General features: G+C 33.4%; 20 protein-coding genes and 1 pseudogene. 17 read left to right on the top strand and 4 right to left on the bottom strand.

Going from position 1 to position 17,471, the window contains the following annotated elements; genetic code table 11:
* Positions 1-161: 161 nt before the first annotated feature.
* On the bottom strand, positions 162-461 hold the full coding sequence (locus tag AC1Q8N_RS00670; protein ID WP_001191994.1) for a hypothetical protein: 300 nt from the start codon (positions 459-461) through the stop codon (positions 162-164).
* A 549-nt stretch (positions 462-1,010) separates the two neighbouring features.
* Here AC1Q8N_RS00670 and AC1Q8N_RS00675 point away from each other — a divergent pair.
* The 5 genes from AC1Q8N_RS00675 to AC1Q8N_RS00695 all read left to right on the top strand — a co-directional run bounded on the left by AC1Q8N_RS00675 (position 1,011) and on the right by AC1Q8N_RS00695 (position 4,293).
* Positions 1,011-1,919, top strand: a complete 909-nt coding sequence (locus tag AC1Q8N_RS00675; RefSeq protein WP_075308995.1) for an acyl-ACP desaturase — start codon at positions 1,011-1,013, stop codon at positions 1,917-1,919.
* A gap of 216 nt (positions 1,920-2,135) precedes the next feature.
* Positions 2,136-2,597, top strand: a complete 462-nt coding sequence (locus AC1Q8N_RS00680; protein WP_000486298.1) for a CarD family transcriptional regulator — start codon at positions 2,136-2,138, stop codon at positions 2,595-2,597.
* Between the two features lie 548 nt (positions 2,598-3,145).
* Positions 3,146-3,292 carry a BC1881 family protein gene (locus tag AC1Q8N_RS00685; protein WP_000738548.1) on the top strand — a complete coding sequence of 49 codons (147 nt, stop codon included), beginning with the start codon at positions 3,146-3,148 and terminating at the stop codon, positions 3,290-3,292.
* Positions 3,293-3,587: 295 nt separating this feature from the next.
* The gene (locus AC1Q8N_RS00690) at positions 3,588-3,821 is read left to right on the top strand and encodes a hypothetical protein (RefSeq protein ID WP_098048388.1); all 234 of its coding nucleotides are present in this window, start codon (positions 3,588-3,590) and stop codon (positions 3,819-3,821) included.
* Between the two features lie 238 nt (positions 3,822-4,059).
* Complete coding sequence (locus AC1Q8N_RS00695) at positions 4,060-4,293, top strand: YuzF family protein (protein ID WP_098048389.1); 234 nt, start codon at positions 4,060-4,062, stop codon at positions 4,291-4,293.
* A 67-nt stretch (positions 4,294-4,360) separates the two neighbouring features.
* Here the strand turns inward: AC1Q8N_RS00695 and AC1Q8N_RS00700 are convergent, their stop codons facing one another.
* Positions 4,361-4,636, bottom strand: coding sequence for a hypothetical protein (locus AC1Q8N_RS00700; protein WP_001087713.1), 276 nt, complete (start codon positions 4,634-4,636; stop codon positions 4,361-4,363).
* A 392-nt stretch (positions 4,637-5,028) separates the two neighbouring features.
* Between AC1Q8N_RS00700 and AC1Q8N_RS00705 the strand changes: the two genes are divergently transcribed.
* The 7 genes from AC1Q8N_RS00705 (at position 5,029) to AC1Q8N_RS00735 (ending at position 13,713) form a co-directional block, all read left to right on the top strand.
* On the top strand, positions 5,029-5,391 hold the full coding sequence (locus AC1Q8N_RS00705) for a Na-translocating system protein MpsC family protein (protein WP_098222080.1): 363 nt from the start codon (positions 5,029-5,031) through the stop codon (positions 5,389-5,391).
* Between the two features lie 647 nt (positions 5,392-6,038).
* Positions 6,039-7,571, top strand: a complete 1,533-nt coding sequence (locus AC1Q8N_RS00710) for an NADH dehydrogenase subunit 5 (protein WP_493520993.1) — start codon at positions 6,039-6,041, stop codon at positions 7,569-7,571.
* Positions 7,571-10,195: a DUF2309 domain-containing protein gene (locus tag AC1Q8N_RS00715; protein WP_493520994.1), complete on the top strand. Its 2,625-nt coding sequence runs from the start codon at positions 7,571-7,573 to the stop codon at positions 10,193-10,195. The genes AC1Q8N_RS00710 and AC1Q8N_RS00715 overlap by 1 nt, the downstream gene beginning before the upstream one ends.
* A gap of 72 nt (positions 10,196-10,267) precedes the next feature.
* Entirely contained in the window at positions 10,268-10,780 is a 513-nt protein-coding gene (locus tag AC1Q8N_RS00720; protein WP_493520995.1) for a carbonic anhydrase, read from the top strand.
* A gap of 85 nt (positions 10,781-10,865) precedes the next feature.
* On the top strand, positions 10,866-12,296 hold the full coding sequence (locus tag AC1Q8N_RS00725; RefSeq protein ID WP_493520996.1) for a cryptochrome/photolyase family protein: 1,431 nt from the start codon (positions 10,866-10,868) through the stop codon (positions 12,294-12,296).
* Positions 12,297-12,443: 147 nt separating this feature from the next.
* Complete coding sequence (locus AC1Q8N_RS00730; protein ID WP_493520997.1) at positions 12,444-12,899, top strand: TspO/MBR family protein; 456 nt, start codon at positions 12,444-12,446, stop codon at positions 12,897-12,899.
* A gap of 103 nt (positions 12,900-13,002) precedes the next feature.
* Entirely contained in the window at positions 13,003-13,713 is a 711-nt protein-coding gene (locus tag AC1Q8N_RS00735) for an alpha/beta hydrolase (RefSeq protein ID WP_493520998.1), read from the top strand.
* Positions 13,714-13,815: 102 nt separating this feature from the next.
* On the opposite strand, the gene AC1Q8N_RS00740 is transcribed toward AC1Q8N_RS00735, so the two are convergent.
* A complete protein-coding gene (locus tag AC1Q8N_RS00740) occupies positions 13,816-14,181 on the bottom strand; it encodes a YxeA family protein (protein ID WP_098080426.1) in 366 nt (121 codons plus the stop codon).
* Between the two features lie 751 nt (positions 14,182-14,932).
* On the opposite strand from AC1Q8N_RS00740, the gene AC1Q8N_RS00745 reads away from it, so the two are divergent.
* From AC1Q8N_RS00745 to AC1Q8N_RS00755, 3 genes and pseudogenes are all read left to right on the top strand, one after another.
* Positions 14,933-15,028, top strand: coding sequence for a flavoprotein (locus tag AC1Q8N_RS00745; RefSeq protein WP_239660868.1), 96 nt, complete (start codon positions 14,933-14,935; stop codon positions 15,026-15,028).
* 399 nt (positions 15,029-15,427) lie between these two features.
* Complete coding sequence (locus AC1Q8N_RS00750; RefSeq protein ID WP_098079394.1) at positions 15,428-15,736, top strand: hypothetical protein; 309 nt, start codon at positions 15,428-15,430, stop codon at positions 15,734-15,736.
* A gap of 115 nt (positions 15,737-15,851) precedes the next feature.
* Positions 15,852-16,151, top strand: a pseudogene (locus AC1Q8N_RS00755) (alpha/beta hydrolase); the annotation flags it as partial.
* 113 nt (positions 16,152-16,264) lie between these two features.
* On the opposite strand, the gene AC1Q8N_RS00760 reads toward AC1Q8N_RS00755, so the two are convergent.
* Positions 16,265-16,420 carry an acyl dehydratase gene (locus AC1Q8N_RS00760; RefSeq protein WP_255258497.1) on the bottom strand — a complete coding sequence of 52 codons (156 nt, stop codon included), beginning with the start codon at positions 16,418-16,420 and terminating at the stop codon, positions 16,265-16,267.
* 119 nt (positions 16,421-16,539) lie between these two features.
* Between AC1Q8N_RS00760 and AC1Q8N_RS00765 the strand changes: the two genes are divergently transcribed.
* Positions 16,540-16,926, top strand: a complete 387-nt coding sequence (locus AC1Q8N_RS00765) for a YflT domain-containing protein (protein WP_098048402.1) — start codon at positions 16,540-16,542, stop codon at positions 16,924-16,926.
* 123 nt (positions 16,927-17,049) lie between these two features.
* Positions 17,050-17,451 carry a peptidase U61 gene (locus tag AC1Q8N_RS00770; protein ID WP_098079391.1) on the top strand — a complete coding sequence of 134 codons (402 nt, stop codon included), beginning with the start codon at positions 17,050-17,052 and terminating at the stop codon, positions 17,449-17,451.
* Positions 17,452-17,471: the final 20 nt, after the last annotated feature.

A 17,471-nucleotide genomic window follows, 5' to 3' on the forward strand; every position in this document is an offset into this window, starting at 1 on the left:
GAAAACAGGTCACCCCCAAAACGATAAATAGGCTTTTTTCACAATAAAACCTAAAAAATTCGTTTTGGGGGTGTTATAAAACTTTATCTTGATGGAAATGGGGCGGTACCCCTGGTTTTAAGTTAAAAAACCCCCCGGAAATAAACCTTTTATAAATATGATTATTTTATTTCGAGGGGCTCCTTATAAATCTTAGCTATATATTTTACGAAATCAATGACGGGATAATGTATGAGTGAACGGTGCTGCGTAAAACGGATCCCTTCTTTTTCCATTTTCGAAATGAGTTGTTCAATTTCCAACTCTTTTTGTTGTATCCTATTATAATTTTGATATACAATGTTTTTCCATTGATAGGAAGAACCGTGAAAAAAATTCTCTCCTTTTACCCTGTGACTAAATATAATTTCTATTTTTTCTCTACGTTGTTTTTCCTTCATATGCGCTTCCGTTGACTGCATGTTTATCGCCTCTTCCCCTTTTTTGTATACTGTTTCACAAAATTTGGTCTAACTCATCATAGCCAATGTGCATTAAGCTTGTTGGGAATTGTCGTTTAAGGCTATCTCATCAACTATATTTTTTTCAAGCGCTTAATCTAATATATTGGATTATAATCTTACGTCTAAATAAGTTGATAGTGTATATAAAACACTATCATTCTTTATTATAAAACGATTCTTTATAGGCATGCACCTTTTTACACTCACCAAAATTTACAACATGACGAGTATCTTTATCCATGAATGTTATTCTGTATTTACTGAGGTTAGTTTTTATTTTGACTAACTAACATATTGTTTGCCTCAATATCTATTTTATAAAAAAGAAAATAGATGTAACGGTCCCTCTTTTGATAAAAAAATCCTATGAAAATATAGCACTCTTAAAGAGTTTTGTTACAAGTTTGTTATGTTTGATTTAAAAAAAGGAAAGTAATATTTATTTGTAGAAAATTTTTAGAGATAAAAATAAGCTGAATATTCATGGTAAGAAAAGGGGGCACTTATATGCTAACAAATGATTTAGATTTCCGATTAGAACCACGTTTAAAAAAACTGTATGAACAACATAAAATAAGAGCGCAGAAGATAGACTGGGGCTATCATGAGTTTTTACCATGGGATAAGGGAATGGACTTTAAAAGAGTTCCTTGGGATGAAAGTCAAGTTACTCTCCCTTCTGGTGTAATTACGGCCATTGAAACAGCTTTATTAACAGAAGTGAATTTACCATGGTTTACAACGTATTTATCTGCGACTTTTAAAGGTTCCCTTTCTGTTATTACAGACTTTATTCATACTTGGACCTCAGAAGAGGATCAACATTCGAATCTATTAGAGACATATTTACTACTCACTCGAAGTGTAAATCCTAAACGTATACATGAATTAAGAAAATCAGTCGTTGAGTGTGGATTTGAGCCTGATTTTCATACACCAATCGAAGCCATGACGTATACGACACTACAAGAACTTGCAACAATGGTGTTTTACAATAATGTAGCTAAGGTGGCAAGTAAGCATGATCCAGATCTTGCTACATTATTACGCCGTCTTGCAAAAGATGAAACACTTCATTATGCGTTTTATCGAGACGTTATTCGAACACATTTAGAATTGGAACCAAATTATTGCTACCATATTGCCAATGTGATTAGGAATTTTAAAATGCCAGGTGCCGTCATGCCTGATTTTGAAAATAGAATGGCTGTGATTGCAAAAGAAGCAAACTATGGGCCACTACAATATTTTGATCAAGTACTTGATGTAGTGGTTGAGTATTGGGGGTTAAAAGACTTACGACCAATTGCTCCTCTAGCAGAAAAAGCAAGAATTGAGATTTTGGAGTATCATATAAGATTGAAAAAAATACGGGATCGATTTGGCCGTTTTCAAGGAAAAACTGATCTACGTTAATGAGTAGAGATTTCAGAATATACGCGTGGGAATTCCCTTTTCTTTTATTCGAAATCTAGAACGCTCTCTATTATTTTACGGCTGTTTTCCTTAATTTAACTTCCGAAGAAAAAAGTTATTGACACCAAAAATAAACTCATGATATTATTAAATATTTGATAAAAAATAACATATGTGTTAAGCTTGAGAAGGTTACCACATATGGAGGTGGGTTATATGTTTCAAATTGGCGATAACATTGTTTATCCAATGCACGGAGCAGGTATAATTGAAGCCATAGAAGAAAAAGAGTTCTCAGGGAAAAAGCAACTTTATTATGTCATAAAAATGTCCATTAGTAATATGCAAATCATGATTCCTAAGGGAAAAATATTGAGTTCGAATATACGCCCAGTTATTGATATACTTACATTAACGCGCATTATACACATTTTTCAGCATGGAGAATCAGGCGAATTAATGCCTTGGAAACAAAGGTATAAAGTAAACACAGATAAAATAAAAACGGGTGAAATACAAGAAGGTGCTGAAGTTATACGTGATTTAATCCGTATAAAGAAGGAAAAAGCACTGAATACAAGCGAAAAAAAATTGTTGGATGATGCATATAAATTTTTGGTCAGTGAGCTAGAATTAATTAAAGGAATCACTGAAAAACAAATAAAAAGTTTCTGTTGAGATTTATTATAAATACTGTATGACATCCCTCGGAAATATCCTGAATTTTCTGGGTATACGTTGATTATTAAAAGGAAAGTATTTCAAAGATATTCAATTTCTTCAACTCACTTTTAGAGTAGATACCTCTTTTGTTACTACTTCAATCTAATCCATTTTTATTTTTAAATTTCTTTTACGAACGTTTGAAGTTTCATCAAATAACTCGATTAAATAGTCACTTGATTTTTACAATCCTGATTCACACTGGCACGGACAAGGAGCCGTAAGGATGAAAGAGAGGTAGGGCTTTCATTGTTTTAGGTAATATACTATCTAAGTCATTATTTCTAGAAGAAAAAACAATCAATCTCACCACTATCTTTAAGAGTGTCTTATATCTACTGAGACGGTGAATAGTAATTGTTTATCTTCTTTACGTAAAATTGATAAACGAACTGGTAACACCATATGGTCAACTACAAAAAAATTGGTTTCCAGACCAGGAAACCAATTTAAATTTTATTTACATACCAATAGTAAATTAAGCAGTAAGAAGGAGTACACACATGAAAAAAATGTTAACAAAAGAATTAAGTAATGAATTAAAGAAGCGAGAAGGGATCATCTCTATTACAGTTGAGTCTTATGAAAAAATCGAAGTTGGTGGAATTCGTGTAGATGGACCAGCTATTATTCTAATTAATCAAGAATAGGTAAAAATAGTTGCATACAAGGAGAAAAGGATCGGCCTTTAAGAGAAGGGGGATCCTTTTTGCTTGTTGCAGCTAATATGGGATATACATAACTTTTATCTGATTTGTTGGGATTAAAAGAAAGGAGAGGGTCGGGATTATCATGGTGGAGAGCTTAATATTGGTAGGATTTCTTTTTACGTTATATAAATTAGTTGATAAAAAACAAACTAACTATTTAAAACGATAGATTGTTTCCTTCTTAAGGGCTAGATTTATTTGAGAGTGAAATGGATTATTTAAAGGAGGAATTTAGATGGATGCAAGGAAAGAACGCATAAAATACGAGAAGATGTCAAAGAATTATGACCGTATTTATTTAGTTTCGTTTATCCTATTAATTATACTTGTTTGTAGTAGTGTGATTATCATAGGAGCTACAGGAGGAAAATATGGAGTGTTTTTATTGTTAGCAATTTTACTTAACGCACGTATTACGAAAGAATCTCAAAAAAAGTATGAGTACTATTCTAATAAAGGGCGTATTTAAAATGATACATATGCTGAAAGGAACAACCTAGATGTACATTCAAAATATCCCTATATAATCACCTATTAACTAGTAAAAGTAACTTTATATAAATAATTTTTTAGCAATTTAGGAATAGAAACCGTATCTTATTAAAATGTTATTTCCGTTCATATAATGAATTATCCTTCTAGCATATTTATAAGATTTATATCATATATTAGTAGAAAGAATGCAAGTTAGAAAGGAGTCTTATAGAATGAGTTATTCGAAAGGAAATGACTTGAGTGAACAACATATGGTAAGTGTGCCTAATCCCTATGTATATCAGACATTACAATCAATAATTGGTAAACATGTGGTTATTGAAACTGTAAGAGGAAATATAAGAGGTAAATTAAAGGATGTGAAACCTGATCATTTGCTCATTGAAGATACGGTACCATATATTGTACGCATTCAACAAATTGTATGGATTATGCCAAAACAATAATCAAATTACATGTAATTTGATTTATAACAGATTAGCGTCATAGAGCATCAAATAAAAACACAGGGTTTTATCTCTGTGTTTCTTCAAATTTTCGTTTTTGGATATATGCTTGAGCATGGATAATTTCTTTCTGAAGTTCTTTTAATTCTTTCGTAGATCCAGATTCAATCCTCATGTACGTAGTAACTAGACTAATCATCATATCCATCTTCTCTACTATATTTTGAATGACCTGTTCAGATTGCTCTTTTTTAGGGTGTTGTATTGCTATTAAAGCATTCTCTATATAATTGTTCTTTCGTTGCTGGATATCATAAATAAACTGTTTTGTGTTTGAGTTCATTTGTTATTCCTCCGTTTTGGATATACTTCTATTCTATCATATTTGAGTGGAAAATATTAGATTACCCTAAATTCACACCTGTCTCGTACATCTCCTCAAATATACAACCTAATCTCTTAACGTACAGGGGTCCTGCCCCATCGCTATCAAGCTAAGAAAATACAACTCCCCCCACAATGACCTTTTTAGAAATCTATGCAACAGAGCCTTTATGGTAAGAGTATCTTGTTGGGAATGATCAAAAAATCTATATTGTAATATAAAAAATCACTATGATATGAAAGGATACTTTACAACAATCCCAATAAATTCTTCTCAATAATTGAAAATAAAATCAATCCAGATTATTATATTGTTATTGTAAATTTATTTTATTGAGGGAGGATACATAGATGAGAAGCTCAAAAGGCTCTATTGAATCAGAGATAAGCAAAGCAATTACTCACTGGGAAAAGGACTACTTAGGACGCGGGTCTATATCAGTTAAGACAGATATATTACGGGATATGATTATCGTAAATTTACAAGGTATTTTAACGCCGGCTGAATATACTGTTTGCGAAACAAAAGACGGTATGTTAACGATAAAGAAAAATCGTTCGGAGTTAGTTGAATCTGGAATTGAAGATCTTAAAGAGATTATACTAGAATTAACTGGAGAGAAAGTGAAAAGCTTTCATACGGATATAAGCTCCCGTACAGGCGAACGAGTAATGATTTTTAAATTGCTTCATAATCTTGAGGAAAAATTTTAAAAATAAAAAACAACTTAAGGTTAGTGGAAGATAAACTAAAAATGTAGTGGGAGGATTAAGAAGCCTACAAGTTTTGCACTTTATTTAACTTTATTAACATGCGAATAATTAAAAAACTTGAAGTTATTTAGATATAATAAATCGTAATTCAAATAACTCTTAAAAAACTGATAAAGAAATTGACAAACTGCTTAATATGGTTTATCTTATAATTGTTTTAAAAAATTGATAGATGCTCATTTTAACAGTTTGCTATAATTAAGGCTTTAGCATTTTTTTAATATGTAATATTGACTAAATGAAAAAGTTTCTTAATGAAAAGATAGCGTATAACATAAATTGATATATTGATTGCACAATCTAGGAGATCAGAAAGATACTTTTCTTTTTAACAGGAGTAATACATACATTATTATCCTCTATAAAATGGGAGCTCTTCAAAAAACTTTATTGAAGTTAGTTGAAGGGAAACCGACAATCTCCATAATTCAATGATGATATAAAATCATTGAATTATGGAAGTTGTCGGTTTTTTTTATGGGAAAAAACGATGTACTAAAAAGAGTGAATGAAAATTGAAATTAAAAAACTATCGTAATTAAAAGGAATTTTTACAGTTTATTTTCGTTGGAAAGGGAGTATTATACATGTTAATTTCGCTGAGTTCATCGACACTGTTAACATTATTTTTTATGGCGCTTAGCGCTTCTTGGCTAAGTGGATTATTGTTTTTACATGCAAGGATACCTTTACGTTTTGTTCATATCCATATCGGTATCGCTGCTTTGCCTTCATTGGTTTCTTTACTCGCACTTGTTAATCACAATGGAGATAGAGTTGTGGGTCCTTGGCATCTAGATACTTTAGCTTGGTTCATGGCTTTCTTTGTTCTTACAATTGGTCTAATCATTCAGCGTTTTTCTATACGTTACTTACTGGGAGATCGCTCATATCGAAAATACTTTGCACTTTTTACATGTACTACAGGTGTATCTTCAGTTGCATGGTTAAGTGATGATCTTCGTTTCATGATTATTTGTTGGGGAGCAACTCTTATAGGATTGGTTCTACTCATAGGGCTAAATAAAGGGTGGAAAGTAGTTAGTGAAGCAACAAAAATTTCTAGTTATTTATTTACAATAAGCTGGATTGCCTTGCTAGCAGCTATCATTTGGCTTTTTCAAGTCACTGGACAGTGGCAGTTAACATCAGTTTTAACGAATGAAAATGTAGCTCAATATGGAACATTGGAGAAAACAGGAATTAACTTATTCATTATATTAGCTGTGATGATTCCAGCAGCACAATGGCCTTTTCAAAGATGGTTAATTGAGTCAGCTGTTGCTCCAACGCCTGTTTCTGCTATTATGCATGCGGGGTTAGTAAATGCTGGCGGTATCATGTTAACTAGATTTTCACCTCTTTTTCATGATGATATGGCACAAATCATTTTACTAATTTTCTCTAGTATTTCTGTCTTAATCGGAACAGGAATTAGCCTAGTTCAAGTTGATTATAAACGTCAGCTAGTGGGGTCAACTATTGCACAAATGGGGTTTATGCTTATTCAATGCGCATTAGGAGCCTATTTGGCGGCTGTTATTCATTTAATTTTACATGGTTTGTTTAAAGCTACACTGTTTTTACAAGCTGGTTCTTCAATGCAACGTTTTGGGGCAGTGAAGCAGTCTAATGAAAAGATATCTAATTTATGGATTATGGTCGGACGTGTTTTCGGATTATGTATAGCGATTGCTTTTTGGTTTACGACTTCTGGAGAAGGGTATGAATTAGTTAGTGCGTTCATCTTAGGGTGGTCATTATACTTTTCATGGAAACAACTTGTTGTTTTTGGAGAGGGAAGAATGGGACGAATTGTTGGCGTATTTATTTTAGTTGGATTTTCTCTCATTTACTTTACCGTTCATAATTCTCTTTATAAATGGTTGCATACTGACATGTATCAAAATGTTCAACCTTCAGCTTCAGCCGTTATTTTTGTTATATGTCTCTTATTATTTGGTAGTGCTATTAGTACTCTCGTTACTCGTAATCAATCCTCTACTATATTTGCTGTAATGTATCTTTGGTTCGTTCGAGTAGGTGAGGCGAGACAAAAGTCAGTAGAAAGTCATCCAAGCTATCTGAAACATTATGTATCAAAGGGAGGTAATCAGTGATGAGCATACCGTCAATCGTAACGAAAGAAACCTTAAGAAAGAAAGATACAAACATTGAAGTACAAGAAAAGAATATGAATGATTTAGTTGAATCTGCTAGCCGAGTGATTGCACCACTTTGGCCGATTGCTACATTTGCAGCTCATCACCCTTGGATGGGACTTGAAAAGCAATCATTTGAACAAGTTGCAGATTGGTTAAAAGAAACTCGTAATGTGGATATATATCCTAGTGCTACTATGATTCATTCGGCAAAGGCGAAAGGGGAGATTAAGGAATCATTTTTACAAAGTGGCTTGTCTCGTTGGCTTGATTCACAATCTTTTCATATCCCGCGAAAGAAAGCGGAGCAGTTTTGTCAAGCAGCTTTAAAATTAGAGAAATTACCTTCTAGTTTATTATCATCGCCACAATTAAATAAACTGGCAGAAGAAATGAGTTATATAAATACAGGAAGTATGAAAGACTCTTCTATGCAACCAATAAGTTCACTTATAGAGAATCAAAAGGGTGACAACCTATTTGATATTCTTAATTATCACATCATTAAATGGTGTAAATTATATTTGGATGACTCCGGGTCAAGTTGGACGATGCCAAATCGAGAGAAAGGTTTGTATCGTGCATGGCATCACCTTATTACATTTGATCCGGCGCTCAGTAAAAATGAGCGTAGCGTTTTAAAAGATTGGCCAGAGGATGCCGAGATAGCTTTAACAAGAGCTTTATCTGAATTAGGAATTTCTAAATCTAACATGCAAGCTTACCTTGAAGGTCACTTGCTTGCTTTGCCTGGGTGGGCAGGAATGATATTATGGCGTTCCCGACAGTCAACTCAGGAGCAGGAACTCGTTATAGAATATTTAGCCGTTCGAATTTCTATGGAGCTGGCCCTTGTAAAATCTTATTTACCTATAAAAAATCAAAAGGCTGAGAAAAAAGTTGCGATTGTCCCACTTATAGCTTCTTGGATCTACTGGGGGAATATTTCAACCCTGGAATGGTCACAAATGTCTGCAGCTGAACAAAGCGAATTATTAGCATTTGCTTATCGTTTTGATGAAAATATTCGCAGGAAAATTTGGCTAGAAGCTTGGGAACAGACGCATGCAGAGCAATTAAGGGAGAAGATTGCTTCTAAACAACGTGCAACTAATGATAAAAAGCGTGTATTAGCTCAATTAGCATTTTGTATTGATGTACGTTCAGAACCGTTTCGTCGCCACCTTGAAAAATTAGGTCCGTTTGAAACGTTTGGAATAGCTGGTTTCTTTGGGTTACCAATTGCGACTAGTGAACTAGGTAGTAATGACAGTCATCCTTCTTTGCCAGTTATATTAAAACCGAAACATCAAATAAAAGAGCTCACGGATGAAAATGAATGCAAATCTTATCAACAACGCAAGAAGATAGACAGCTCATTAAGTTATACGTTTAAAACGATGAAACAAAATGTACTGACAAGTATGTTACTACCTGAGGTAAGTGGCCCTTTACTTGGTTTACAAATGGTGACAAGGAGTTTTGTGCCAAGAAGAGTAGGGAGTTTCATTCGTAATCTTCATAAAACTATGTTACAAAAACCCGATACAACATTTTCGCTTAATCATGTTCATGATACAAAATGTGAGATACCTATCGGTTTTACTAAAGAAGAAAAAGTGAACTATGTGCGTCAAGCTTTAAAAATGGTGGGATTGACAGAAAAATTCGCGCCTTTAGTTGTAATGTGCGGGCACAGTAGTCAAAGTACGAACAACCCTTATGCTGCAGCGCTTGAGTGTGGTGCTTGTGGCGGAGCAGCAGGAGGATTTAATGCAAGAGTTTTTGCTACTTTATGTAATCTTCCAGAAGTAAGAGAGGCGTTGTCTGCCGAAGGTATTAAAATTCCGGAGGATACCATTTTTGCAGCAGCTGAACATAAAACAACAGTGGATGAATTGGAATGGATTTATGTCCCAGAACTTTCGGAAACTGCGCAAGAAGCATTTGATTGTATTGAGTCAATTATGCCAAATGTCAGTCAAGATGCAAATAGAGAGCGTTTAACACAATTACCTAATTTTAAAACGAAAATAAAAAATCCGAGTAAAGAGGCACATCGATTTGCAGAAGATTGGAGTGAAATACGTCCGGAATGGGGATTAGCCCGTAATGCATCTTTTATTATCGGACAACGAGAATTAACTCAGGATTGTGACTTAGAAGGTAGGGCTTTCCTTCATAATTATGATTGGAAACAGGATGAAAGTGGCGATATATTAGCTAGCATCATTGCAGGGCCAGGAACAGTAGCGCAGTGGATAAATTTACAATATTACGCTTCAACTGTAGCTCCACATTATTATGGTAGTGGAAACAAAACAACCCAAACCGTAACGGCAGGTCTCGGTGTTATGCAAGGGAATGCAAGTGACTTGTTGCCAGGCTTACCTTGGCAATCTGTTATGCAGTCAGATAGTGAGGCGTATCACTCACCACTTCGTTTACTAATTGTAATTCAAGCGCCTATTGAAAATATAGAACGTTTGCTAAATAATGATTTCACATTTCGAGAAAAAGTTCAAAATGGATGGGTAAGACTTGCAAGTGTGGATCCAGAGGGACGGTGGGAAAACTGGTAACAATCATGTAATGAATTATTGTTACTAGCTTAAAAGTTTCATAAATACAATCATGAAGAAGGAGTGCTATATATGAATGCAAAGAATAAAAAGGTTTTATTGTTAACAGACATTGAACACGGAATAGAGCCGATTATCCAACAAGTAACTAACATTCAACAAGAAAACGTGTTGACTATACACAGCTATGATTCTGTAATTGTACATCCTTATGGAGATATAATGAGATCTGTTATTATTGCTATTTATGAAGAAAAAGTTGAAGAAATTATTGTTGTCGGAATAGAGGATAAAGAAACTGATATAGTTAATCTACAAATTCAACGTGATTCCATAAAAAATAACAGAGAAATAGACTATCTCTTTAAAAATTGCATGCCTGAATTTTCAAGTGGTAGCCTGAATGCATGGCTAAGTGGACAAGAAAATGTTAGTGAAAATATTGAGAAGAGTATAGATATGATTCGTCATCATCCATTAGTGCCTTCTGATATTAAAATTCATGGTTTCATGATTGATAGAACAGGTGAAAAAGAAACGGTTGTTAAAATTCCTACTAATAAAATAGTTGAAAAAGTTAATTAATCTATTAAAGACAAATAAATTCTTATGTATAAACTACTGTTATATAATAAAATTTAATATGTTTTAAGAATTAGAAGGGATAGTTATGCAAAACAAAATTATTGTTATGTTTCAAAAAGATTTTCGTTTATATGATAACCCAGCTTTATTTGAAGCCGTTCAGTCTGGTGAGGTTGTTCCGGTATATGTACAAGATGAAACTTTTTTAATAGGAAGTGCGTCAAAGTGGTGGTTACATCATGCTATAATAGATGTCCAAAAGCAACTTGAGGCATTGGGCTCTACTTTAATAATTCGCAAAGGAAATACACAGGAAGAAATACTTTCTCTCATAGAACAGTTAGGTATAACGGCTGTATATTGGAATATTTGTTATGATCCGGACAGATTACAATCTAATCAAAAAATGAAAATGATGTTAGAAGAGAAAGGTATTATTTGTAAGGAATTTAATTCGCATTTATTAGTAGAACCGTGGATTATTAAAAAGAAAGATAACACTGAATATAAGGTGTTTACGCCTTTTTACAATGCATTTCAAAAGCAGGAAATACCTAAGCCTATTAGTAAAGTGCAGAGTATAAAGGGAGTAAGCTCTTTACCAGCAAGTTTATCTGTTTCAGAATTACATTTGCTGCCGACTATACCGTGGACATCTCATATGGAATCAATATGGGAGCCTACAGAAGAAGGGGCATACGAAATATTTAAGGGATTTTTCTCTAGCAAGTTAGCCTCTTATAGTGAAGGAAGAGATTTTCCAAATGAAAATGCTCATTCGATGTTGGCACCTTATCTTTCATTTGGTCAAATATCAGTAAAGCTAATATATCATTACTTAATAAATAAAAGTATGGAAAGACAATGTAGTCTTTTTGAACAACAAGTGAATAGTTTTATACGTCAATTGATTTGGCGAGAATTTTCTTATTATTTGCTATATCATTATCCATTTACAGTATATAAACCTCTTAATAAGAACTTTGAACATTTTCCGTGGAATAATGAAGAGGAGTTATTAACAGTATGGCAGAAGGGTGAAACTGGTTATCCGTTTATTGATGCGGGAATGCGGGAACTATGGCAAACAGGTTTTATGCATAACCGAGCAAGAATGGCTGTGGCCTCTTTTCTTGTAAAGCATTTGTTAATTCCGTGGCAAAAAGGGGCAAAATGGTTTATGGATACATTATTAGATGCTGATATTGCAAATAATACAATGGGGTGGCAATGGGTTGCTGGAAGTGGAGCGGATGCATCACCATACTTTCGTATTTTTAACCCGATCACACAAGGAGAAAAGTTTGATAAAAATGGCGAGTATATAAGAAAATGGGTACCAGAATTAAGCGATATACCGAATAAATATATACATAAACCATGGGAAGCACCTGAGCATATTTTAAAAGAGGCCAATATACAGCTTGGTAATACATATCCTTTTCCGATTGTTGACCACAAGGTAGCACGAGAGAGAGCGCTTTGTGCATATAAAAGTATGAAAGGATTTGTATAAAATAAACGAATTAATATGAATTGAATATGTAAAGATTATAATGAAAAATATAAGAATGTCTATTTACATATTAAAGTTGTATTCATTGAAAGACCATACGAATCATATAGAGTTTCTAAAACCTTCTATTAAAAAAGGAGAATGTTTATGAAAAAATCTAGTATTATATTGTTCTTACTAACGTATGGTTTGTTTTATGTTTCTAGTATTTTATTTCCTATTGATCGTATGTGGTACGATGCGCTAGAAAAGCCGTCTTGGACACCTTCTGGCATGACAATCGGAATGATTTGGGCTGTATTATATGGACTTATTGCATTGTCGGTTACAATTATTTACAACAAATATGGATGTAAGCTAAAAACATTTTGGTTTATATTCCTTTTAAATTACATATGTAATCAAGCGTTCAGCTACTTTCAATTTAGCCAAAAAAATTTATTTTTAGCAACAGTAGATTGTTTACTAGTCGCTATTACTACGTTACTTCTCATAGCGGTTTCTTCCAATTTATCTAAAGTATCGACATGGTTGCTAATTCCATATTTTTTATGGGCTGCATTTGCTACATATTTATCTTGGACCATTTATAGTATAAATTAAAGGCGTAAATAAAAACTTGAGCATAATAAAAATGCTCGAGTTTTTATGTGTATGAATGTTAATCTGAAATATAGAATATATACATCTTAGGGAGGTCACCTTTGTGAAGAAATGGATAAAAATTACGCTGTACTCTTTACTAGGTATTTTACTTATAGGAAGTATTACTTTTTTAACTTGGTCTCAGTTTACATACAAACCAACGAAAGAAGCTTTGTCGTTAATAGATGATAAAAAAGATGAAGATCATATCGTTTTTGGAGAGAAAGATGCTAAAATAGGGGTTATTTTTTATCAAGGAGCTAAAGTAGAAGCTGAGGCTTATAGTTACTTAGGAGAAGCTCTTGCAAAAGATGGGCACTTTGTAGTAATGCCTAAATTACCATTAAATTTAGCGATACTTGGAATCAATGCAGTAGACAGTGTAATGGAACAGTATCCTAAAGTTCAAAAATGGTATGTTGCAGGGCATTCAATGGGGGGAGCTATGATTTCTAAGTATGCCTTCCAACATGAAGACAAGGTAGACGGGATCATTTTCTTAGGTTCTTATCCTGCAGATGACTTCTCTACGAAATCGATTCCGATGTTATCAATTTATGGGGAAGTAGATGCTTTAGCAACTGTAGAAAAAATAGAGAACAATAAAAAGTTCATGTCAAAGAATACAACTATGCACATGATAAAAGGCGGAAACCATGCTCATTTTGGCATGTATGGTGAGCAAAAAGGTGATAATGCGAGCTTAATTACGCCAAAAGCCCAACGAGATGAAACAGTGAAAGTAATTGAAGAATGGTTGTTAAAACAATGATAATGAATTTAATAAATTGATCAAAAGAATTCTCCTTCCCAAAAATATCCTAATGGTAGGTTGGAGAGGTAATCAAGAGCCAGCTCATAAGAGTAGGCTCTTTTATTTAACTTCTACCTCTAATTGCTTCCTGATTTTCTCCGGAATATCCTTTTCGGAAATAACGTCGTAAGAATACACATACTTTCCTTTTACATGAATTTTTAAGTAAGTCTTTCTTATAAAATCATTAGGGGTGTTCGTTCCTATTTTATATTCTTTCTCATTGCTTAATTCATCAACACTTTTTAGTGAGTAAATAGCCTGGCCTTTATAATGATAATCTGGAACACCATCCCCCTGCGCAACGGCGTATACATTTTTTTCTTCAGCAATCGGATTAAATCTGTCTAAATCCCCGTGTAATATGAAAGGTAGTAAGTATATAGGAAGACCTATTCCTATTATGCAAATTATAAATTTCTTCATGATCGTTTCTCCTCTTGTTAAATTACTTATTTTTAAGTATAGGAAAAAATTCTTATGAATTTAGAAGTGAATTTCTTAAGTTTTTCTTAAATAGGTGTTTAAAGGAGGGATAACATTGTATGGTTATTTTTTCGTGCAAATCGTATTATTTTTTATCCCGCTTTAATGGGCAGCCCGCCCCCCACCTCAAAATTCAGCGAAAGCAAAGAAGTTAGGTGGGGGTCGGGCTGCCCCTAAAAGTCCGATTGGTGAGGGCTAATAATCAGTGGGGGATGAAGAAAACCCCCACTGATTAAAGTTTCACTTTATTTATATCTTCATAGCTTTTATGCAAAACACAACATTTCTAGATAAAATTAGACCTCCTTATATATATTAGAAAATGTATTTTGTGAATTAATTATGAATATATTTTATTTTGAAAAACATCCCTTGATAAATACACAGAGTTATTGTAAAGTGATGATAATTAAAATGTATATTGTTTGAAAGCGATAAAAGGAAAGAGTAAAAGTAGTTTTTCTTTTAGAGAGTCGGTGGGTGGTGTAAACCGAAGATAGGAAAATAAACCAAATTAGGTTCAAAGATGGTTCTTATGCTGACATTATTTTTATGGATTTTTATGGATCTTTATATAAAAATACCGAGTAACCACTCATTCTAAGGATGAGTGGTTACTTGCAGTTTGTTTAAACAGAGAAATATTGCTACCAAGGAAGCAAATTTTTATATATGCGGTTCTCTTCCTTTTATGGAAGCTATTATTAAGATTTTGCATAAATGGGAAGTACCAAAGGAATTGATTCATTATGAATCGTTTAGCCCCGTTGCAATTTTAGGTGAGTAACTAATACCGGATAGTGTTATAGTCATAATAATGTAAGCAAATGGTTTTTTGCGATACTTCAATAGTGAAGTATCGTTTTTTCTTGTATAACTAAAGCACAGCTATGGATTATGATGTAATGTTGAAAAATGATCCCAAGTAATGATTTGTCTGTTGTAATACTAAGTAACTATGATGAAATTGAATCTAAAAAGTATGCTAATAAAATAGTAAAAAATTTTTAAAAAAAGTAAAAAAAATAGAGCTTAGATTTGCAATAATAAATGTTTTTTTTATTAGATAATTACTTTACCGATAATCGAGATGTTTGCGGATACATTTATTTTTGAGATACATAATTATATTTAGAGAATACCCAGTTACAGTATTTGAATTTTTAATAAGAAGGGATGCGAAGGAATGAACTCACAGAGACAAGGCTATGCAGGCTGGTGGCAAGGCGGACACGGTGGTTGGCCGGGTGGACATGGTGGTTGGCAAGGCGGACATGGTGGTTGGCAAGGCGGACACGGTGGTTGGCAAGGTGGACACGGTGGTTGGCCGGGCGGACATGGTGGCTGGCAAGGCGGACACGGTGGTTGGCAAGGCGGACATGGTGGCTGGCAAGGCGGACATGGTGGTTGGCAAGGCGGACATGGTGGCTGGCAAGGTGGACATAGTGGTTGGCAAGGCGGACACGGTGGTTGGCAAAGTGGGCATGGATATTAAAACGAGGCTATAAAATCATTTTTTTATGCAAAGTTTGTATATTTAGTATCGTTGTATATTTTCATTTGTATAGTAAGTATATAGTGAAAACAGCAAAAAAATTCTGTGAAGTAAGAATTCTATCCGAAAAATTAAAGCAGCAGAAATGTCAAAAGAACAAAAGACATCGCTTTTTATTATTCAAGGAGAAAGAGACTATCAAGTTCAATCAAAAATCGAAATTCCTTTTTGGAAAGAACAATTCAAAGAACGAGATAACGTTGATTATCAACTATATCCAAAGTTAAATCATTTCTTTACAGAAGGTTATGGAGAAATAAGTAAACCGGATGAATATTATAGTCCTGCTAATATTCCTGAGTATGTTATAAATGATATTGCTGCTTGGGTGCAAGGAAGATCGCAATTAAATTAGCAACTATATGTTTTAATAAAGACTTTCTTTCTGTAATCAAACTAGAAACATTATTAGGTTATATGTTTTTTAGCACTCTTTGAAAAGGAGTGTTTTTTTATTTTTCTTTTGATTTAATTAACGAAAAAAGTATCTTGTACTCCTTTTGTAACTTTTTCTAAATAGAAATTTTCTATAAAATAAGGGGCCTGCCTTCCAAACAAAGCGTTATTTGTAACATTGTTATCAAAGCAAAGTGCTCGTGACATCTCGTTAATATTGAAAAACAGTAATAACATATTGTATTAATTTTTTTGAAAATTTAGGTTTAACATCTTTAAAATAGGTGTATTACATATTACATAACAACTAAATAAGAAAATAAAAAATCTAAGGGAGGAAAAATACGATGCATAAGAGTGAAAGAAAACCGGTGGTTCATGAATATGATAATGAACATGAAGTAGTTATGAAAGTAAAAGAGCTAGAATTGCAAGGGATTCACCAAGATGACATTTACGTCTTAACACATGAAAAACATCTAACAAAAAAGATTGCGGATGATACAAATACAAATACGATTGGAGTAAAAGAACAAGGATTGGGTACAAGTATTATCAACTTTTTCTCCAAAAAAGGGGACGAACTCCGAAATCAAATGGAGGAAATGGGGTTGTCGAAGGACGAAGCTAACTTATATGAAGAAAAACTAGATCAAGGGAAGATTTTACTCCTAGTAACAGCTGAAGTACCACTGGCGAATGATAGGCAGCCGCAAAATTATCATTCTCTGTAATAGATTGCAACATCTGATAAATAGGTAAGATAATGCTAATTTCCTATTTTAAGAAAAAATTGAAATAGACTACATTTTAGGTTCTAGCATTGAAGAAAATAAAGTAGAGAAGGGTGAGAAAAAATGAAACATACAATATTCAAATATACTGTGATTGGGATTACGACCGGAATCATGGTCTCCTTGTTAAAAAAAGAAAATCGGAAAGCTATACAAACAAAAGGAAAAAGCGTAAAAGACAAACTACAAGAAGGAAACATAAAGGAAACATTAGAGAAGGTAACTGAGACAAGTAAACAATTTTCTGTAACTGCAGCTAATGTTGCAAAACAAACATTACCACAACTGCTTACAGCCACACCAGTTGTCATTTCTACCATTAAAGACTTAACAGAAAACGAAAATAACAAAAAGAAAACAGATGAAACGGATTACGAAATAAATGAAAATAGTAAGAAATTAGACGGGGAAAAAACGGAAAATGAAAAGAAATATGTGAAAGAAGGGAAAGAAGAGAGTGCTTAGATTTAATTCTAAAAAGAGAA

This window comes from Bacillus sp. GW823-FHT06B01 (assembly GCF_058952315.1).